Raw genomic sequence first — 19,582 nt, forward strand, 5'->3', positions numbered from 1 at the left:
AAAACGCTATTGGCGCGCTCCTTTACCGGCCATTAACCCTAACAGGATGATAACGGACCCGATCCCAGATGTTTGCTGCGACATCGCAGCGGCCAGTCGAAGGTACCTGTCCGGTCATGAAAAGCACTGCTTCCCTGTTTCGCGCACTGCTTGCCGTCTCGATGCTCGCCGGCTGTTCCAGCTACCGGCCGACGCCGGCCGCCTTCCACGAGGTCCTCGAACAGCCCTATCGCCTCGGCGCAGGCGACCGGGTCCGCGTCACTGTGTTCGAACAGGAGGGCCTGACCAACAGCTACAGCGTCGACCAGTCCGGTTATATCTCCTTCCCGCTCGTCGGCGCCATACCGGCACGGGGCCATACCGCGCAGCAGATGGAAAAGGAGATCGCCGACAAATTGCGGCAGGGCTATCTGCGCGACCCCGACGTCTCGGTCGAGATCGATCGTTACCGGCCGATCTTCGTCATGGGCGAAGTGGGCGCCGCCGGCCAGTATTCCTACGTGCCCGGCCTGACGGTGCAGAAGGCCATCGCCATTGCCGGGGGCTTCACGCCACGCGCCAACCAGGAGAGCGTCGACATCACCCGCGATATCAACGGCAAGGTGATAACTGGCCGTGTGGTCACCTCCGATCCCCTGCTGCCGGGAGATACCGTCTACGTCCGCGAACGTCTGTTCTGACAGACACCTCGTGGCGGACAAGCTCAGGATCGTCCACTGCTTTCGCTCACCCGTGGGAGGAATTTTCCGGCACGTGCGCGACCTGGCGGAAGCGCAGGTCGCCGCCGGCCACATGGTCGGCATCGTCTGCGACTCGACCACCGGCGGTGAATTCGAGGAGCATCTTTTCGGGCAGATGAAGGACATGCTGGCGCTCGGCGTTCATCGTACGCCAATGCAGCGTCACGTCGGCCCGGGCGACCTCGCCTCGGCCCGGCGCACCTACAGGATCATCAAGGAATTGCGGCCGGACGTGCTGCACGGACATGGCGCCAAGGGTGGCGCCTATGCCCGTCTGTTCGGCTCATTGTTGCGGGTATCAAGGTCTCGCGTAGCCCGCCTCTATTCGCCGCATGGCGGCTCTCTCCACTATGACGAGAACACAGCCACCGGAAAGCTGTTCTTCGCGCTCGAGTATCTCATGGCGCGCTTCACCGATTGCCTGCTGTTCGTCTCCGACTACGAGCGGCGGACCTACCGCAGGAAGGTGGGCGAACCGCCGATCCCGAACACGCTGGTCTACAATGGACTTCGCACCACCGAATTCGAGCCGGTAGCCGCCAGGGCCGATGCGGCTGATTTGCTCTATATTGGCATGATGCGGGACCTCAAGGGCCCGGATATCTTCATCGATGCCCTGGCCGCCGCCGCTCCCCGGCTCGGCCGCGCACCGAGTGCGGTGATGGTCGGCGACGGCGACGACCTGCCCCGCTACCACGCGCAGGTGAAACGCCTCGGGCTTGAAGACAATGTCCGTTTCCTGCCGCCAATGCCGGCCCGGGAGGCCTTTGTGCTGGGGGCGCTCGTCGTCGTTCCTTCGCGCGCGGAAGCCATGCCCTATACCGTGCTGGAGGCACTTGCCGCGGCAAGACCTGTTATCGCGACCTCGGTCGGCGGCATACCGGAGATTTTCGGTTCAAGCTCCCCCGCCCTGATTCGCCCGGATCCGGCCGAGCTCGCCGACAAAATGAGCCAGGCGCTGGGCGACCTTGCCACCTATCGCCGATTGATGCCTGACGAATCCACGCTCAGGGCGCGCTTCGGCGCCGACGTCATGGCCGCCGAAATCGAGAAGGCCTACTTCGCCGCGCTCGCAAGTTAGCTCAGGCCCTTCCAAAGCCACAGGTTGTTTCAAGGGTTTCTTAGCTCTCTTTTGCTAATCACCCTGGGAAGCTTGCGGACTGTTCCATGAACGAGATCGACCCCGCGCACCGCTTTTCATCAGAAGCGGTGCGTCACTTCGACGGGCCTGCCGATGGCGACAAGCCCGGCGGCATGAACGACGTTGCCCGGCAGGTCGCATCGCAATACCGGCGCGATACGATGTCGCCGATCATGGTCAGCGGCGTGCTGCGCATGGTCGAATTCGCGGTGCTGTTCGTCTCGGGGCTCGGCGTCTATTTCTACTATGTCGGATTCTTCAATTATCTCGCCTGGCAATATCCGCTGACGATCGCCGCCGCATCGTTCCTCGCCGTGGTGCTGCTCGATGTCACCGATTGCTACCAGGTGGTGTCCCTGATGCGGCCGCTCGCCAATTTTGGGCGCATCCTGCTGGTCTGGGCCGGCACCTTCGCGCTGATGGCGCTGACGGCATTCGCCATGAAGATGTCGCAAGACTATTCGCGCCTGCTGTTCGGCACCTGGTTCGTCGTCGCCTTCATCTGCCTCTACGGTCTCAGGCTGGTGATGTCGAGGCTGATCCGGCGCTGGGCGCGCGATGGCAGCATGGAACGGCGCGCCGTCATCGTCGGCGGCGGCAAGGCGGCGGAAGTGCTCATCCGCTCGGTGGAAAAGCAGCCTTACAACGACATCCGCATCTGCGGCATCTTCGACGATCGCAACGACAAGCGTTCGCCATCCCTCGTCGCCGGTTATCCCAAGCTCGGCACGATTTCGGAACTGATCGAATTCGCCCGCATTGCCCGCATCGACATGCTGATCGTGTCGTTGCCGCTAACCGCCGAATCGCGCGTGCTGCAATTGCTGAAGAAACTGTGGGTGCTGCCGGTCGACATCCGGCTGTCGGCGCATTCCAACGCGCTGCAATTCCGTCCGCGCGCCTACTCCTACATCGGTTCAGTACCGATGCTCGACATCTTCGACAAGCCGATCAACGATTGGGATTCGGTCGCCAAGCGCGCCTTCGACATCATCTTCAGCCTCATCGGCATCGTCGTGTTCTCGCCTGTGATGCTGGCCGCCGCGATCGCCATCAAGCTCGACAGCAAGGGACCGGTGCTGTTCAAGCAGAAGCGGCATGGCTTCAACAACGAGATCATCGAGGTCTACAAGTTCCGCTCCATGTACACCGACCGGTCGGATCCGACCGCCAAGCAGACGGTGACCAAGAACGATCCGCGCGTCACCCGTGTCGGCCGCTTCATCCGCAAGACCTCTATCGACGAACTGCCGCAGTTCTTCAACGCGCTGCTGGGCTCACTGTCGCTCATCGGTCCGCGTCCGCACGCCATTGCCGCGCAGTCGCACAACCTGCTCTACAACGAGGTGGTCGACGGCTATTTCGCGCGCCACAAGGTCAAGCCCGGGGTCACCGGCTGGGCGCAGATCAATGGCTGGCGCGGCGAGATGGACACCAATGAAAAGATCCGCATGCGGACGGAATACGACCTCTACTACATCGAGAACTGGTCGCTGCTTTTCGACCTGCGGATCCTGTTCCTGACGCCGGTCCGGCTCTTGAACACGGAAAACGCCTATTGAGCGCGATCAGCCATGATCTGCCGCGTGCGGCGGTCAACGCCAAGCTGATCACGCTGATCTCCTCGAGCGCGGTCGTGCTCGGCATTCTTCTGTCCGGCTTCGTCATCAGCGAGCCGGCGCCTTACGAAATCTACATGGCCGCGCTGATCGCCATCTGGGCGCTGTTCGGCCTGAGGATGTCGCGCGCGGCCATGCCGCTTCTGGTGCTGCTGGTGACGATGAACATCGGCGGCATGATTTCCATGACGCAGATGGCGGATCTCGCCAACACCCCGCTTTATCTTGCCGTGTCGCTGTTTCTCGCTTTCAGCGCGGTGTTTTTCGCATCGGTTACGGCCACGCAGCCGAACCTCTACCGGCTGATCTTCAATGCCTATGTCGTTTCGGCGGTGGCGACGTCGCTGCTTGGCATAGCGGGCTATTTCCACGCCTTCCCCGGTGCCGAAATTTTCACCAAATACGACCGCGCCGCCGGCGCCTTCCAGGACCCGAATGTGTTCGGGCCGTTCCTGGTGCTGCCCGGCATCTATCTGCTTTATTTGCTGCTGACGGGCCCAGTCACGCGTATGCCGCTGCTGGCTGTGCCGCTGCTGATCATCAGCGCCGGCATTTTCTTCTCCTTCTCGCGTGGTGCCTGGGGCATGTTCGCGGTCTCGGCCATCCTGCTCACCGGCTGCCTGTTCCTGCAGAGCGCCAGCGGCATGTTCCGGCTCCGGGTGGTGATCATGACGATCGCCGCGCTGTCGCTGCTGGCCATCGCCATCATCGTCATCTTGCAACTGCCCGGTGTGTCGGAGATGTTCTCCAGCCGCGCGCATCTGGAACAGAGCTACGACACCGCACGCCTGGGCCGCTTCGCCCGCTACACGCTCGGTTTTCAGATGGCGATGGAGCACCCATTCGGCATCGGGCCGCTGGTCTTCGGCACGATCTTCGGCGAGGACACACACGACATCTGGCTGAAGATGCTGATGGACTATGGCTGGCTCGGCTTCGTCTCGTTCCTGACGCTGGTCGTCTGGACGATCTCAGCCGGATTCCGCATCCTGCTGCGCGACCGGCCGTGGCAGCCTTACCTCCTATGCGCCTACGTCGCCTTCATCGGCAATGTCGGGCTCGGCACCTTCATCGACATCGACCACTGGCGCCATATGTATCTGCTGCTCGGCTTGATCTGGGGCGCCATAGCGCTCGAATACCGCCATCAGCGGCTATTGCGGCCGGTATTGCCGGGTCCACCAGCCATCACATCGGCACCGGTACGATTAACGCCGAATTTCGGTTGACCCGAGCCGGGTTATCACGATACATCGCGACCGGTCCGGAGTGTAGCGCAGCCCGGTAGCGCACTTGACTGGGGGTCAAGGGGTCGTCGGTTCGAATCCGGCCACTCCGACCATTAAAACAAGGACTTTCCCCCATTGGTCCTTGCTGAAGTTCTAATCACGTGATGCGAAAGGTGTCATCGAGGGTAACGATTGCCTTTTAAGGCATAACCGGGAACATGCTGGTAAAGGAGCTTCGGTAGCCGCAAAAGCTGTTATGCTGGGGAACGACAGCAAAATTTCCATTGGATTCGATGGTAACAGCTATATCGCCTTGGCAAGGTTGGACCACGCCACCGTACAAGGCCGATTGCCGCAACGTCGCGGCCAATCCAGCACTTATCCCAGGCATCGCGATAAGCTTGCTAGCGTTTGCACCGCACGCGGGCATTAGGTTTGTACAGAACGGCGAAATGCCTTGATTGGACAACCACTCGATGACGTCCAGAGATGGATGTGAATGCCCGTTCGCTGAGGTAACACCGTAGCGGTCACCCGCTGTGGTAAACAGGTTCTCAAGCACCTCGGGCGCCGAATCATATCGGGACCCGTGATGCGGGAGGTTGACTACGCTAGCCATGATTCGTCGGCCAACATTTCGTTCAAACCGAGTACGGCTGCGCCAATTGTTCAGGGTCCCGTCGCCTCCAAGAACTACATCAATTCCTGCATAGGTAAATCTGATAGCCAAACTTATTTCGTTGTCGTCGATGTCGCCGAACATATTTGGATCATCTCTCTCTATGCGTCCAATATATTCGCCCTTTGAGAACTTTAAAGGCAATACCGTCTGAATGCCAACTTGAGAGAACCCAGACGGACCGATCGTATTTTCTTCACCGGCGCACTCTGTCCAGAAATTATCTTGAGACGACGCCCATCGTATTATTTGAAGAAATTCTAATGCCGCCCTACGCTCTGACATTCCATCTGTTTCCGAAACGATTTTTAATAGGTGTTGAGCTAATTTTGTTCTTCTTTTCCTGTTTGCCACGAGATCGCCCATGGGACAGGAATAGAACTGCCCAACTTTCCCCGTGAAATGCTTACCTATCGTGTACAGGCCCGAATAGTGATCTTTGTGGGGATGTGTCAGGCACACGAATGACAGCTCAGTCGCGCCTAAGGTGCGCAGAACCTCAAGCGCCCTAGGCTCGTTATCAGCTTCTGCACTGCTGTCGACTATGCCAAAATGCTTTTTCGAACCGTCATTGAATTCGACGATCGTGGAACTGCCGTGCCCCACATTCAGAAACCGGAAAGTTAAGGACAACCGCTATCAATCCACATTTCGAGCGATTCCATCCCGTCTAAGCGCGGCTGCGGTCCAATGTCGCGCGAGGTAATCTGAGGTATCCTGTAACCACCTTCAGAACCAAGAGAGATCCAAACCGGCTGACCAAAAACTCGAAGATCCTCATCAATCAACGCGATCGGAAATTGGACGAGAAAATTTCCTGAGGGTAGGTAGCAGTCAAGAATGATAAATTCGGCTCCGACTCGGGAAACAACCGCCTTCGCTCTGTTGGATGTTTCAGCGTGCATGCTGGCTTGGGGCGTTGCCGGCCTCTGCCGACGATCCACTTGAACAACCTCCCCTAGAGACGTAATGGTCTCGGTGAGACGGCTAGTCTGACCGGCCTCCACAGGCGCCGTTTGCATAGAGCGCTTCCGATCGGTGTGCCGATACTTGCTCCCTTGGCTGAACAAGATATCGTCGATGGCAACATCCGCTTCAGTTGATTTTCTGGCCGATTGCACCACGACTACCTTCCTCCTCCACCCACTACACTTTGCACGAACTTCTCAACTTTATCAACCTTGGTCGACGACCACCGAAACAACGATTTCTCCAAAAGAAAAAAATCTAACTCAAACAGGTCTAAGTCGACGACCGCATTGTACCCAGAATAATAGTCGGGATCTATGTCGTCTTTGGACTTAGCCAAGTGCAAATCGATATTTTTTTGGGCAAACGGGCCATACGATACTCGATAGTTAACGCTGTCTTCCGCCTTGCCCTCGACGACAACCGCCGCATCCTCGATGTTACCTAGGATATCGCGAATCGATCTTGAAGCGCCTTCATCGAACATGTGGTCGACGCTTCCATAACGCCGCGGAAGCTTGGCACTTTTGATCAGCACGATAAATCGTATCCCAAACCGCTTAACCTTGGCCACTTCGGCTATAGCCATCAACTCAGATGCCACTTTATTGACGTTACGGAATGCCGGGTGTTGCAACACTCCCTTGAGAGCGGTCCCAAGTGGCCATTCGATGGCCCCGGAAATCGAATTTGGATCTATTGAAATGTTTATGGCTGGTGCACCTTCCTCTGTCTCGCCGGTAACCCTATTTTGAGCACGCGCTTCGCCAACTTTGGTCAGGAAATCTGGAATTGTCTCCAGAAGAGTTCGGACGCAGGCTCCTCTCCTATCGTAGACCGCGTAACTTAGATCGTAGTCCAAGCGCCAAAGGATTTTTATCAGCTTCACGGATGTCTCGTCGGACATTTCTGGCCCCTAAATCCAGCCACCCGGGCCGGCTGCCGTCGATCGAGCGCATAGTGCTTCAATTTCCTCTAAAGTCTATACCTGCAATATGTGCCGAATGAGCGCGGGCCGTGTCGGTCACCTGAGCACCACTCAAGGGGTCGTCGGTTCGAATCCGGCCACTCCGACCATCATTAAGCAGGACTTGCCCCCGAACGTCCTTCTGCCGCATCACCCGATTGTCGAATCGCCCGCTTTGCCCGGCTCAAGCTCCGGCTACTAAGCTTGGCACACATCGACCCACTCGGCGCCGGTAAGATCGGCCATGCGCTGTGGTACAATCCGGACAGCGGCATTGGTGGCGCCGGCGGCGGGGACGACTTCGTCGAATTGGCGCAGCGAGACGTCGCAATAAACCGGCAGCGGCGACGGCAGGCCGAACGGGCAGACACCGCCGACCGGATGGCTCGTGGCAGCGACAACCTCTTGCGCGTCCAGCATGCGCGGCTTGCCGCCGAACTGGTCCTTGAACTTGCGGTTGTCGAGCCTGGCGATGCCGCTGGTCACGACCAGCATGGTGCGCTCGCCGACGCGAAGGCAGATCGTCTTGGCGATCTGCGCCGGCAACACACCATGCGCCTCCGCCGCCAGCGCCACCGTCGCCGAACTTGATTGCGTGACGACCACCTCGATATCAGGCGCGCGAGCCGCGAAGAAGGCACCGACGGAATCCAGGCTCATGTCGAAAAACTCACGGTTCAGACCCGCTGCACGGCGGATGCGTTTGGCGCGGATGGATACCGCGCATATGGACACGTGCGATCTGCAAATCGGCAAGTTCTGCAAATCGGCAAGCCGGCCTGCAGGCGAACGCCATGGCGTCCACAAGAAACCCGCCAAGCGGACCTTGGCGGGTTTCTCGCGCATGCCTGGCGCCGATTCTATGCCTGAGGCCGGCCTTGTGCGGCCAGCGTCGGTACGGCGGAAGCAATAGGAGCGTCCTGCGGCAGACGAAGCGCGGACGCAATACGACGCAGCTTCGCCGGGTCGGCCGCCCGGCCGCTCTCGATATCCTCGATTTCTTCGACCGAGAGGCCGCAGGTCAGCGAAAGCGCTTCGAGGCTGTATCCGCGCGTTTCCCGCATTGCCCTGAGGGCGTTGTAGTCCGGTCCGATCTCGTTGGCTAATGGTTCGGAGGGGGCGTGGCTTTTTGCATTGTTGGGCATTGGCAACTCCGTTGGCTGAAAGCGTTTGATCAAAATGGGATGTTGCCTGAGACGAGCAGGAAGATGCCCTCTCGCCAGCGATTTGCCAAGCGCCAATCTGGCCGTCACGGCATCGTGACCCGGATGCCATGGGGCTGCCACGCCCTGTCCCGATCAAGTTGTTTTGAACGCGCGAGCGGGTTTTGCCCGGCAGTTTCGCCCCACCCGTTCGTTATCTCGACGTCGCTGGCGTGAACCATTCCTTCCAGCCAGCCTTTCCCAAAGGATACTCCAATGAGCCTCAAGACACCTCTCCTCGTGCTCGGCACGATTTCCATGCTTTCCGGCATCGTCATGGCCAGCGCGCAGGCGGCGGACACATTGCGCGTGCGCGGCACGGTGGTCAGTTTCGAGCCGTCGCTGCTGACCGTGAAAACCCGTCAAGGCGACACGGCCGCGATCAAGCTGAAAGACGGCTGGAAGCTTTCAGGCGTCGCCAACGCATCGGTAAAAGACATTAAGCAGGGCGATTTCGTCGGCATCGCCTCCGTCTCCAAGGCTGACGGCGGCAGCGGCGCGCTGGAAGTGGTGGTCTTTCCAGCGGCCTTGAAAGGCACTGGAGAGGGTGATCGCCCTTGGGACCTGGAGCCGAACAGCCGCATGACCAACGGCACCGTCGCGGACGTCACCGACATAAACGGGCGTGCCGTGACGCTGACCTATGACAATGGGCAGACGAAGAATATCTCGATCCCCGACGGAACGCCTGTCGTGACTTTCGCGCCGGCCGCCCCGACCGATCTCAAACCAAGTGCGACGGTCTTCGTTACCGCTCAGCGCGAGGCGGACGGCACGCTGAGTTCCAGCCGCGTCGTGGTCGGAAACAATGGTGTGATCCCGCCCATGTAAGCCAAAGCAGCCGGCTTCGGCCCTGGCAATCATGGGGCAGGAAGCCGGTTCCTGGGAAACAGTTCAGAAACAAGATTCTACAATCGGGAAATACTGACGAAAAAATTCAGGAGCGTAATTCCGTTCGCGGCGGTCGGGATATCGGCCCGATCGATACCTGCTTGCGAAAAAGGAAACGATCCAATGAAGAAATCCCTCCTCTCGGCCCTCGGGCTTGCAGCTGCAATGGCTTTCGCGGTGCCGGTGGTCGGCGCGACAAGCGCGGACGCGGCCTCAATGGCAAAGCATCATCACCATCGTCACCACCATCATCACCGTCACCATCATCGCCACCACCATCATCACATGAAGAAGATGGGCAACAAGGCCTAAGCACCGCAACGAGAAGACCAGCCCTGGCTTCTTGTCCAAGGCTGGTTTTCTCCTGGTCACAATGCCAGGCCGGGGCTACTGGACAAACCCGGCCATCGCCGCGGAATCGAGCGGCTGTGGCGGATCGATCGATCCGCCTTTCTGCACCGGCAGCACAGCGGTGCCGTGCGCCTCTACGCCGACGCGCTTCGGCCAGATTCCGGAGCGGTATCGCAAACCGCTGACGTCAATGGGAATAGCGGCCGCGCCGGAGGGCGAGCCGCCATTTTCTCTCTGGAAATTCTTGGGTAGCAGTCAGCGCCGGCTGAACAGCAGGCTGGCGACCAGACCGAGTACGACAAGACCGACCGCTGCGGCCGCCGCCGGATGTTCGCGTGCCGATTTCTCGATCACCCTGCCCTGTTTGCGGATTGCCGGCATGGCATCGCGCAGACGCTCCGCAAGATCCGAATACGTATCAAGAGCAGCATCACGGCCGTCTTCATAGTAAGCGCCACCCCGCTTCGACACTGCCTTGCGCAACGCGGCGAGTTCCCTCGAGAGAGCCGCGACCTGCTTTTCGAGGTCGATGTCCGAAAGGGTCGAAAATGATGCCATCATGCGTTTCCTTGTCTTGCAGAAGGAAACCTAACGCCTCACCCCAAAGCGAGTTCCAGTTTCGAGGCTTTAAAGCGCTTCGCGGCGGTCAGCGCACCTGGTCGAGCAGGCGCTTGCATTCCAGGAGGTCAAACAGCGCTTCCTGCAGCAGCGCGCGGTTGTCACGCGAGAGCTTCGACGCGTCCGGCGCAACCGGACCTTCCTCGTCGCCCTTGCCCAGGCCGAAAAAGCGGCGGCTGGGCTTGACCCTTGGCTGGCCAACCAGTTCGTCATCTCCGCCGCGCGGTTGGGCTGCCGGCGTCAGCGGCACCTGATCGGCCTGCTTGCGCTGCGAGATCGCCTCGACGGCGGCCATGTCGCCATTGCCGATGGCGACCAGGAAATGATTGCCGTTTTCCCGCAGCAGCTTTTGCACGCCCTTGATGGTGTAGCCCTGGTCATAGAGCATATGGCGGATGCCCTTGATCAGTTCGACATCCTGCGGCCGGTAGTAGCGGCGGCCGCCGCCACGCTTCATCGGCTTGATCTGGTTGAAGCGCGTCTCCCAGAAACGCAGCACATGCTGTGGCAGGTCGAGATCTTCAGCGACCTCGCTGATGGTGCGGAAGGCGTCAGGGCTCTTGTCCATGGGCGAAATCCTCACGCTGGCGTGTAGCCCGGAACGGTGCTCCGACGAGATCCCGCTCAACAATGAGAAGAGCTTGTTCCGCAGGTGCGGAATCGATCATAAGCCAGAACACCCATCCGGCCATGCTGCCGAATCGGGCCTTATTTCAGCGGTTTGTGAAGCAATATTCAAGTCCGCCGTTGTCGCGGAGCCGGTTTTCAACCGTGCAATGGAGGCTATTTGCCGCCCTTGGCCTTGCTGTTCTGGTGGGAACGCAGGATGCGGTTCTTCAGGACGTTGGACGATTTGAAGGTCATCACCCGGCGCGGCAGGATCGGTACTTCCTCCCCGGTCTTGGGATTGCGCCCGATCCGCTCATTCTTGGAGCGGACATGAAATGTCGCGAAAGACGACAGCTTCACCGTCTCGCCGCGCACGATCGCTTCGCAGATTTCGTCCAGCACCGCCTCGACGAGTTCGGCGGATTCAGTGCGCGACAGACCGACCTTTCGGTAGACGGCCTCGGCAAGGTCGGCGCGCGTAAGTGTCTTTCCCCCCATGCGACCGTCCCATCAGCTCAAACATAAAATCGGCACAACAACGGCAGAGCCTAAGTAATTGATCCGGCAAGGTCAAGGACCGAAACCGGACCGTTCTGCACTTACCAGCGAACCAGAACGGCGCCCCAGGTGAAGCCGCCGCCCATCGCCTCCAGGAGCACCAGATCTCCCTTCTTGATGCGGCCGTCGGCGACGGCCACCGACAGCGCCAGCGGTACGGAAGCAGCCGACGTGTTACCGTGCAAATCGACGGTCACCACCACCTTTTGCTCAGCTATCCCGAGCTTTTTGGCTGAAGCGTCAATAATCCGTTTATTGGCCTGGTGAGGCACGAACCAGTCGAGATCGTCGGCGGTAATACCGGCGGCCGAGAAGGTCGCCTCGATGACATCGGTGATCATGCCGACCGCGTGCTTAAAGACCTCGCGGCCCTCCATGCGCAGATGACCGACCGTGCCCGTCGTCGACGGGCCGCCGTCGACGAAAAGCTTTTCCTTGTGCGAGCCGTCGGAACGCAGGCTGGCCGCCAGGACGCCGCGATCGGCGATCGTGCCGGCCCCCTCACCGGCTTCCAGAACGACCGCACCGGCGCCATCGCCGAACAGCACGCAGGTCGAGCGATCGCTCCAGTCGAGGATGCGTGAGAAGGTCTCCGAGCCTATCACCAGCACGCGCTTTGCAAGGCCACCGCGGATGTAGAGATCGGCTGTCGTCACCGCATAGACGAAACCCGAGCATACCGCCTGCATGTCGAAGGCAAAACCGTGCTGCATGCCGAGCCGGTTCTGGATCTCGACCGCGGTAGCCGGGAACGTGTTGTTGGGGGTCGAGGTCGCCAGTACGACCAGATCGATATCGCCCGGGGTCAATCCCGCATCGGCAAGGGCGGCACGCGCCGCGGCCTCGCCCAGCGAAGCCGTCGTCTCGTCATCAGCCGCGATATGGCGCTGGCGGATGCCGGTGCGCTGAGCGATCCACTCGTCGGAGGTCTCGACCATACCTTCAAAATCGGCATTCTTCATGATGCGGCGGGGCAGCGCGGCGCCCGTGCCGCGCACAACTGATCTGATCAAAATTCTTTCCTATTCCCTTGCGTCGGTAACGACGTCGGATTTCCTTGATGTCAGGGCATGCGGGTTGCGCGCATGAAACAGGTCGAGGTCGGCCTCGATGCGATCAAGCAGATTGTTGCGCACCATGTCATAGCCGAGTTCGATCGCCGCGGCGAAACCGTCCGAGTCGGCACCGCCATGGCTTTTGACGACGATGCCGTTCAGCCCCAGGAAGACGCCGCCATTGGAGCGGCCGACATCCATCTTTTCGCGCAGGCGGTCGAAGGCGCCCTTGGCGAAGACATAGCCGATCTTGGCCATCAGGGTGCGGCTCATCGCGGCGCGCAGATAGCCAGCTATCTGGCGCGCGGTGCCTTCCGCCGTCTTGAGAGCAATATTGCCGGCAAAGCCTTCCGTCACGACGACGTCGACCGTGCCCTTGCCGATATCGTCGCCTTCGACAAAGCCATGGTAATTCATCGAGGCCATATTGGCTTCGCGCAACATGCGTCCCGCCTCTTTGACCTCTTCCTGGCCCTTGATCTCCTCCACACCGACATTGAGCAGGCCAACCGTGGGTCGGGCGATGCCGAACACAGAACGCGCCATGCCGGTGCCGAGAATGGCAAAATCAATGAGCTGGTGCGCGTCGGCGCCGATGGTGGCGCCGACGTCCAGAACCACGCTTTCGCCGCGCAATGTCGGCCATAATGCCGCGATCGCCGGGCGGTCGATGGTCGCCATGGTGCGCAGGCAGAATTTGGACATCGCCATCAGCGCACCGGTATTGCCGGCGGAGATGCATGCATCCGCAGCGCCCGACTTTACCGCCTCGACCGCCTTCCACATCGACGATTTCCAGCGGCCATGGCGCAGCGCCTGGCTCGGCTTGTCATCCATCCTGACCGCGATCTCGCAGTGGAAGAACTCGCTGACCTCGGCCAATTTGGGGAATTTGGCGAGTTCCGGGCGCACCAGTTCCTCACGTCCGTAGATGACGAAGCGGATGTCGGGACGGCGGGTCGCGACCGTCATGAGCGCCGGAATGACCACGGCTGGTCCGTGATCGCCGCCCATGGCATCGATGGAAATCCTGATCACGCGGTATTCATCTCACGGTTAGGCGGCAAGTCGTTTTAGTGATCGCAAAGGTTCGGCGAAAATAGCGGTTTTAGGCTGTCGCACAACCGACTTTTCCGTCGCGAGCGAGGTTTTCAGGATTTTCGCAGCAAGGATCGCAGTTTTTGCTGAAATTCATTCTCGGCCGGTCCGGTGTCGTCATCGGTGCCAATCGAGGCGCCGGGCTTGCGCGGATACGGATCGATGGCCAAGCCGAAGAACTGTTCGGCAAGTGCCCCGACATCGATGGTGTCGCCCGAAAATGTCTCGGGACTGTCGGGGCCGTCGGCATCGAGCAGGATTTCGCCGCCACCTTCGAATCCCTGCCGTCCGAGTTTGGAGTCCTCGGGCAAGAGCAGCGCCTCGAACGGCTCTTCAACATGCGCTTCGATGGGGTCGAGCGTGACGATGCAGGCCTGGGTAATGTCCGCCTCGACACGGCCGCTGACCTTAACGCCGTTGCGCTTCCATGACGTAACCAGCAGTTCGGCGCGATAGGCTTCGACCGACAGCAGCCCATGGGTCTCGGCAAGTGCCGCGCGCTGCGCGGCATCGGCCTCGATCACAACCGGCAGCCCTTTGTGCGGCAGACGCGCGACATTGGCGAAAAAGGATACCGGACTTTGCATATCCACGTGTTTCATCGATCAGCCTCCGTTGGCTACGGGAAACGCCACAGTGCCGGCAACGATCGATTCGGTCGGCTGCGCACTCAGTTGCCGGCTGGCGTCGGCGACATACCCGGCCAAACGTGACGCTTCCGGCCAGCCGCCGGCGTCGGGACGGACATTGCGGGCAAGTGCCGCGGTCAGACCGTCATGGTCGTTTCGTTCCAGCGCATCATCATAGGCGGCGGTGCGGCCATAGAACATCTTCGCCAGCTTCTTCATGCGTTTTGGCACACCCACGTCACCAATGCCCAGTTCCCGCAGCGAATGATCGACGTCGAGAAAGAATTCGTCGATCAGCACCTGCGCGATCTCCTGCGCCACACCGTCCTCGCCGCGCAAGCGGTGCTGGACCAGGAACATGTGCAGCGAAAGCATCTCGAAACGGCCAAGCGGCGTGTCCGGCACATTCCAGTGGGAATAAAAAACGGTCTGCCGCGCCGCCGCCACGATTTGTGCGTAAAGCGCGTCGGTGATGGCGCGGTTGGCGTGGCGTTCGCGGCCAAAAAGGCGCTGGAACATGGGGATGGTCTCCGGGGACCGTTTGTTGAATTGGCCTTGTTGCATCGGCAAGCAAGCTGGTTTACCGGTTTTGCGGCCCAGCGCAAGTTGCGGCGATATAATGGAGAATTGTTGTTGCGCGCGCTGAATTTCAAGTCGGGTTTCAATTCCAGGGCTGCCGGCGCGATCTCGCTGCTGGCTATCGTAGCGGCGCTGTCGGCATGCCACACCAACAAGATGATCGGCGACCTCAGTCCGAGCGAGACGTTCACGCAAGGCTATGTCCTCGATCAGCAGGCGATCGATTCCGTGCCGGTCGGTTCCAGCCGCGAGCAGGTGCTCCTTGCACTCGGCACGCCGTCGACCACGGCGACTTTCGACAATGAGGCGTTTTACTATATTTCGCAGACGCGCAAGCGCTACGTCGCGTTCGACAAGCCGAGGCTGGTCGACCAGAAAGTGCTGGCGGTCTATTTCGGCCCGGACAGCCGCGTCACCCAGATCGCCAATTACGGCTTGAAGGACGGCAAGATCTTCGACTTCATTTCGCGCACCACGCCAACCGGCGGCAAGGACCAGAACTTCCTCAGCCAGATCATCAACGGCGCCAGCAAGCTGGCGCCCGGCATTCCCGGCGGCGGCACCCCCTGATCCCTAGAATCCTGCTTCCCTGACTTTGGGGAACAGAAATGTCTCAGGCGACCAAAAACCCGTGGGAGCGATCCCACGGGTTTTTGTTAACGGGGCCCGGCTTGCCAGTGATGGGGCAAACCCATATCAAACCGTCAGGCTGGGGGATTTGGACATGAGCAGTGACGACCATGCGATGCCGGTTGGCTGGATGGCGACCGGGACACCCGACCGGCAGACGGTGACATCAGACTGGCTTGCCATCGATCCGCCGTCGATCGATGGCGTCACAATCAAGGAAATCAGGCCGGTCGCTACATCCAACGGCTATCTGACCGAGGTCTTTCGGGATGAGTGGGGACTTGATCCATCGCCTGTCGGCCAGGTGTTTCAACGCACGATGTATCCAGGCGCGGTAACCGGCTGGCATGCGCACAGGGTGACGCTGGATCGGCTCTTCTGCTGTGCCGGCAGCGTCCGCATATCGCTCTATGACGGCCGGAAGGCTTCGCCCAGTTTCGGCACGGTGTGGCACAAGATACTCGGCGCGTTGCGGCCGGCGATCGTCATAATCCCGCCAGGCGTGTGGCACGGCGTGACGGCGCTCGGGCCGGAGATCGCCCTGCTGCTCAATCTCGTCGACAAGGCCTATGCCTACGACGCGCCCGACCATTGGCGCCTGCCACCGGACACCGAACAAATCCCCTACAAGCTGGTGTAGCGTGGAAGGATCGCGCTTGTTCGATGCAACAGGGCAGCGCGTGCCGCTCGTCTCGGTGGTGATCGCCACCCACAATCGTCCCGCAGCCTTGCGACAGACGCTGTTCAGCGTCTTGCGCCAGACCCTGCAGGATTTTGAAATTCTGGTGATCGGCGACGACTGTCGCCCTGAGACACCGGCGATCATCGCCGAATTCGGCGATCCGCGCATCTTCTATATCGACCTGCCCGTCAATTTCGGCGAGCAATCCGGCCCCAATAATATCGGTTTTGCCAGGGCGCGCGGCCGGCTTGTCGCCGTGCTCAATCACGACGACCTCTGGTTTCCGGATCATCTGGCGGCAACCACGGGATGGATCGATGCGACCGGCGCGGATGTCGTCATCGCTCGTGGCGCCATCATCGAACCGGTGCGGACGAGAGACGATGCTCTCAAGACCTCGATTTACGGAATGGGCAAAGACGGTTTTTACGATCCCGTCGTCACGGCCGGATACGGATCGGCACAGGTGGTCAGGCGGGCGTCGCTGGACTGGCTCGGCCCCTGGCGGCCTGCCAGCGAATGCTCATGCGAAAGTTCGCAGGACTGGCTCTTCCGGGCCTGGCGAAAGGGAGCCGTGATCGCGACCATGCCGCACCTGACGGTGCTGAGTATCTTCTCCGGCCAGCGCAGCGGCAGTTATCTTGATGACACGGCAATGGAGCAGGAGGAACTCATCGACCGCATGCGCATACCGGACGACCTGCGTGTCAAGGTTCTTGCCGCAGCGGCGGTGCCGTCTCGCCTGAAGAAATCCAGTTATCTGAAACGAAGAGTTTGGGCTGCATGCGGCATTCATCCGAGATCCGTCGAGTTTCGCCGCAAATACCAACGCGGTGCTTTTGTCTCCATGCTTCGAAAGGTACGCGGCCTGCCGCCCATGCCTGAACGGGAGCCGACCGTGGATGATCTGTTGGCTATGTACCGCAGAGGCAGCAAGCGGGAAGAAACCGGAGAATAGCGGCTGTCGCGCACGCGGCGCCCAGATGCCGGACCAAGCGACCAGTCAGCTGACATGAAAAAACCCGCGGGGATCGCTCCCCGCGGGTTTTTTCAACCGCTCCCGCTCAGCCGTGCGCGAGCACGGCCAGCAACAGGAGCGCTACGATGTTGGTGATCTTGATCGCCGGGTTGACCGCCGGGCCGGCGGTGTCCTTGTAGGGATCACCGACGGTGTCGCCGGTCACCGAAGCCTTGTGTGCCTCGGAGCCCTTGAGGTGCTTGACGCCGTCCTTGTCGGTGAACCCGTCCTCGAATGACTTCTTGGCGTTGTCCCAGGCGCCGCCGCCCGAGGTCATCGAGATGGCGACAAACAGGCCATTGACGATGACGCCGAGCAGCGAGGCGCCGAGCGCTGCGAAGGCGGACGCCTTCGAGCCCGAGATCAGCAGCACGCCGAAATAGACGACGAGCGGCGCCAGCACAGGCAGCAGCGACGGGATGATCATCTCCCGGATCGCCGCCTTGGTCAGGAGATCGACCGCGCGCGCATAGTTCGGCTTCGAGGTGCCGGCCATGATGCCCGGATCCTCGCGGAACTGCTTGCGCACCTCCTCGACGATGGCGCCCGCCGCGCGGCCGACCGCCGTCATGGCGATGCCGCCGAACAGATACGGGATCAGGCCACCGAAGATCAGGCCGGCGACGACGTAAGGGTTGGAGAGATCGAAGGAGATTTCGCCCATGCCCTGGAAGTAGGGATATTTGTCGCCATTGGCGGCAAAGAACTTCAGGTCGTTCGAGTAGGCTGCGAACAGCACCAGCGCGCCGAGGCCGGCCGAACCGATGGCGTAGCCCTTGGTCACCGCCTTGGTGGTGTTGCCGACGGCGTCGAGCGCATCGGTGGAGTGGCGCACTTCCTTGGGAAGGCCCGCCATTTCGGCAATGCCGCCGGCATTGTCGGTGACCGGACCGAAGGCGTCGAGCGCCACGATCATGCCGGCGAGGCCGAGCATGGTGGTGACGGCGATCGCCGTGCCGAACAAGCCGCCGAGCTGGTAGGTGGCGATGATGCCGCCGACGATGACGATTGCCGGCAGTGCCGTCGATTCCAGCGAGACCGCGAGGCCCTGGATGACGTTGGTGCCGTGGCCGGTCACCGACGCCTGGGCGATGGAGTTGACCGGGCGCTTGTTGGTGCCGGTGTAGTACTCGGTGATCACCACGATCAACCCGGTCACCACGAGGCCGATCAGGCCACAGATGAACAGGTTCTTGCCGGTGATCGTCATGCCGGCGACGGTGCCGACCTCGCCCCAGCCGAGCGTGGCCGAGGTGGCGACGCCGAGGCCGACGATCGACAGCAGACCGGTCACGATCAGGCCCTTGTAGAGCGCGCCCATGATCGAGCCGTTGGAGCCGAGCTTGACGAAGAAGGTGCCGACGATCGAGGTCAGGATGCAGGCGCCGCAGATGGCGAGCGGATACAGCATCGCCGCACCGAGGACAGCGGTGCCACCGAAGAAAATGGCGGCGAGAACCATGGTGGCGACAACCGTCACCGCATAGGTTTCGAACAGGTCGGCGGCCATGCCGGCGCAATCGCCGACATTGTCGCCGACATTGTCGGCGATGGTGGCCGGGTTGCGCGGATCATCCTCCGGAATACCGGCTTCGACCTTGCCGACCAGATCGCCGCCGACATCGGCACCCTTGGTGAAGATGCCGCCGCCGAGACGGGCGAAGATCGAGATCAGCGAGGCGCCGAAGCCGAGCGAGACCAACGAATCGATGACGATACGATCGTTGGGCTGAAGACCCATGAAATGGGTCAGGACGAGATAATAGATGGAGACGCCCAGCAGAGCGAGGCCGGCCACCAGCATGCCGGTGATGGCACCCGACTTGAAAGCGATGTCGAGGCCGGCGGCGAGGCTGTTGGAAGCCGCTTGCGCGGTGCGTACATTGGCCCGCACCGAAACATGCATGCCAATGAAGCCGGCGGCACCCGACAGAACGGCGCCGATCAGGAAGCCGATGGCGGCGGTGATCGAAAGCAGCCACCAGGCGAGCACGAGCACGACCACGCCGACGATGGCGATGGTGGTGTATTGGCGCGCCAGATAGGCCTGGGCGCCTTCGCGGATGGCGGCGGAGATTTCCTGCATGCGTGCATTGCCCTGATCGGCCGCGAGGACCGAACGTGTCGCCCAGATGGCGTATAGGATTGAAAGCAGGCCGCAGGCGATGACGGCGGAAATAATGGTCATTGCCGAATTTTCCTCGATTGTTGGCCCAAAAGAACCCCTCCCTGGGCCGTTGAGACAAAGACCGGATTCCGCGCGCGGAATCCACCTCTTCGCATCGGTGTATGCGAAACAGGGCCGCGAACGTCAAGAT

22 protein-coding genes and 1 tRNA gene are annotated in these 19,582 nt (G+C 60.7%); 9 read left to right on the forward strand and 14 right to left on the reverse strand.

Annotation, left to right across the window (positions count from 1 at the left end; genetic code table 11):
- Nucleotides 1–116: 116 nt before the first annotated feature.
- From LB555_RS04215 to LB555_RS04235, 5 genes are all read left to right on the forward strand, one after another.
- Nucleotides 117–680, forward strand: coding sequence for a polysaccharide biosynthesis/export family protein (locus LB555_RS04215; protein ID WP_041163468.1), 564 nt, complete (start codon nt 117–119; stop codon nt 678–680).
- Between the two features lie 10 nt (nt 681–690).
- The gene (locus LB555_RS04220) at nt 691–1,821 is read left to right on the forward strand and encodes a glycosyltransferase (RefSeq protein WP_140787617.1); all 1,131 of its coding nucleotides are present in this window, start codon (nt 691–693) and stop codon (nt 1,819–1,821) included.
- Between the two features lie 86 nt (nt 1,822–1,907).
- Entirely contained in the window at nt 1,908–3,443 is a 1,536-nt protein-coding gene (locus LB555_RS04225) for an undecaprenyl-phosphate glucose phosphotransferase (RefSeq protein ID WP_224682338.1), read from the forward strand.
- Nucleotides 3,440–4,729 carry an O-antigen ligase family protein gene (locus LB555_RS04230; protein WP_224682339.1) on the forward strand — a complete coding sequence of 430 codons (1,290 nt, stop codon included), beginning with the start codon at nt 3,440–3,442 and terminating at the stop codon, nt 4,727–4,729. Before LB555_RS04225 ends, LB555_RS04230 begins: the two co-directional genes overlap by 4 nt.
- Before the next feature lie 36 nt (nt 4,730–4,765).
- Nucleotides 4,766–4,842: transfer RNA gene (locus LB555_RS04235), tRNA-Pro, on the forward strand.
- Nucleotides 4,843–4,928: 86 nt separating this feature from the next.
- Here LB555_RS04235 and LB555_RS04240 read toward each other — a convergent pair.
- From LB555_RS04240 to LB555_RS04260, 5 genes are all read right to left on the reverse strand, one after another.
- Entirely contained in the window at nt 4,929–6,041 is a 1,113-nt protein-coding gene (locus LB555_RS04240; RefSeq protein WP_224682340.1) for a ComEC/Rec2 family competence protein, read from the reverse strand.
- Complete coding sequence (locus LB555_RS04245; protein ID WP_224682341.1) at nt 6,032–6,532, reverse strand: hypothetical protein; 501 nt, start codon at nt 6,530–6,532, stop codon at nt 6,032–6,034. Before LB555_RS04245 ends, LB555_RS04240 begins: the two co-directional genes overlap by 10 nt.
- Nucleotides 6,533–6,534: 2 nt before the next feature.
- Nucleotides 6,535–7,284: a hypothetical protein gene (locus LB555_RS04250; RefSeq protein ID WP_224682342.1), complete on the reverse strand. Its 750-nt coding sequence runs from the start codon at nt 7,282–7,284 to the stop codon at nt 6,535–6,537.
- Between the two features lie 258 nt (nt 7,285–7,542).
- On the reverse strand, nt 7,543–8,004 hold the full coding sequence (locus tag LB555_RS04255) for a YbaK/EbsC family protein (RefSeq protein ID WP_140617044.1): 462 nt from the start codon (nt 8,002–8,004) through the stop codon (nt 7,543–7,545).
- 200 nt (nt 8,005–8,204) lie between these two features.
- Nucleotides 8,205–8,489, reverse strand: coding sequence for a helix-turn-helix domain-containing protein (locus LB555_RS04260; protein ID WP_140717549.1), 285 nt, complete (start codon nt 8,487–8,489; stop codon nt 8,205–8,207).
- A gap of 273 nt (nt 8,490–8,762) precedes the next feature.
- On the opposite strand from LB555_RS04260, the gene LB555_RS04265 reads away from it, so the two are divergent.
- Complete coding sequence (locus LB555_RS04265; RefSeq protein ID WP_140661952.1) at nt 8,763–9,377, forward strand: hypothetical protein; 615 nt, start codon at nt 8,763–8,765, stop codon at nt 9,375–9,377.
- Nucleotides 9,378–9,650: 273 nt separating this feature from the next.
- Here the strand turns inward: LB555_RS04265 and LB555_RS04270 are convergent, their stop codons facing one another.
- The 8 genes from LB555_RS04270 to LB555_RS04305 all read right to left on the reverse strand — a co-directional run bounded on the left by LB555_RS04270 (nt 9,651) and on the right by LB555_RS04305 (nt 14,874).
- Complete coding sequence (locus LB555_RS04270; RefSeq protein ID WP_157163662.1) at nt 9,651–9,788, reverse strand: hypothetical protein; 138 nt, start codon at nt 9,786–9,788, stop codon at nt 9,651–9,653.
- A 255-nt stretch (nt 9,789–10,043) separates the two neighbouring features.
- Nucleotides 10,044–10,346 carry a hypothetical protein gene (locus LB555_RS04275; RefSeq protein ID WP_015318227.1) on the reverse strand — a complete coding sequence of 101 codons (303 nt, stop codon included), beginning with the start codon at nt 10,344–10,346 and terminating at the stop codon, nt 10,044–10,046.
- Between the two features lie 88 nt (nt 10,347–10,434).
- Complete coding sequence (locus LB555_RS04280; RefSeq protein ID WP_015318228.1) at nt 10,435–10,974, reverse strand: MerR family transcriptional regulator; 540 nt, start codon at nt 10,972–10,974, stop codon at nt 10,435–10,437.
- A 215-nt stretch (nt 10,975–11,189) separates the two neighbouring features.
- Nucleotides 11,190–11,513, reverse strand: coding sequence for an integration host factor subunit alpha (locus LB555_RS04285; protein WP_010915609.1), 324 nt, complete (start codon nt 11,511–11,513; stop codon nt 11,190–11,192).
- 101 nt (nt 11,514–11,614) lie between these two features.
- Nucleotides 11,615–12,586, reverse strand: a complete 972-nt coding sequence (locus tag LB555_RS04290; RefSeq protein ID WP_015318229.1) for a beta-ketoacyl-ACP synthase III — start codon at nt 12,584–12,586, stop codon at nt 11,615–11,617.
- A 9-nt stretch (nt 12,587–12,595) separates the two neighbouring features.
- On the reverse strand, nt 12,596–13,666 hold the full coding sequence (plsX, locus tag LB555_RS04295; RefSeq protein WP_041163469.1) for a phosphate acyltransferase PlsX: 1,071 nt from the start codon (nt 13,664–13,666) through the stop codon (nt 12,596–12,598).
- A 113-nt stretch (nt 13,667–13,779) separates the two neighbouring features.
- On the reverse strand, nt 13,780–14,328 hold the full coding sequence (locus LB555_RS04300) for a YceD family protein (RefSeq protein ID WP_015318231.1): 549 nt from the start codon (nt 14,326–14,328) through the stop codon (nt 13,780–13,782).
- Between the two features lie 3 nt (nt 14,329–14,331).
- Nucleotides 14,332–14,874 (reverse strand): ubiquinol-cytochrome C chaperone family protein, encoded by a 543-nt coding sequence (locus LB555_RS04305; RefSeq protein ID WP_015318232.1) that lies wholly within the window; start codon nt 14,872–14,874, stop codon nt 14,332–14,334.
- A gap of 114 nt (nt 14,875–14,988) precedes the next feature.
- Between LB555_RS04305 and LB555_RS04310 the strand changes: the two genes are divergently transcribed.
- The 3 genes from LB555_RS04310 to LB555_RS04320 all read left to right on the forward strand — a co-directional run bounded on the left by LB555_RS04310 (nt 14,989) and on the right by LB555_RS04320 (nt 17,204).
- Nucleotides 14,989–15,504 carry an outer membrane protein assembly factor BamE gene (locus LB555_RS04310; protein WP_015318233.1) on the forward strand — a complete coding sequence of 172 codons (516 nt, stop codon included), beginning with the start codon at nt 14,989–14,991 and terminating at the stop codon, nt 15,502–15,504.
- A gap of 154 nt (nt 15,505–15,658) precedes the next feature.
- The gene (locus LB555_RS04315) at nt 15,659–16,204 is read left to right on the forward strand and encodes a dTDP-4-dehydrorhamnose 3,5-epimerase family protein (RefSeq protein ID WP_015318234.1); all 546 of its coding nucleotides are present in this window, start codon (nt 15,659–15,661) and stop codon (nt 16,202–16,204) included.
- 16 nt (nt 16,205–16,220) lie between these two features.
- The gene (locus tag LB555_RS04320) at nt 16,221–17,204 is read left to right on the forward strand and encodes a glycosyltransferase family 2 protein (RefSeq protein WP_015318235.1); all 984 of its coding nucleotides are present in this window, start codon (nt 16,221–16,223) and stop codon (nt 17,202–17,204) included.
- A 106-nt stretch (nt 17,205–17,310) separates the two neighbouring features.
- On the opposite strand, the gene LB555_RS04325 is transcribed toward LB555_RS04320, so the two are convergent.
- Nucleotides 17,311–19,452, reverse strand: coding sequence for a sodium-translocating pyrophosphatase (locus tag LB555_RS04325; RefSeq protein WP_015318236.1), 2,142 nt, complete (start codon nt 19,450–19,452; stop codon nt 17,311–17,313).
- Nucleotides 19,453–19,582: the final 130 nt, after the last annotated feature.

The organism is Mesorhizobium sp. BR-1-1-10 (genome assembly GCF_020165595.1).
In the GTDB taxonomy this organism is placed as follows: Bacteria; Pseudomonadota; Alphaproteobacteria; order Rhizobiales; family Rhizobiaceae; genus Mesorhizobium; species Mesorhizobium australicum.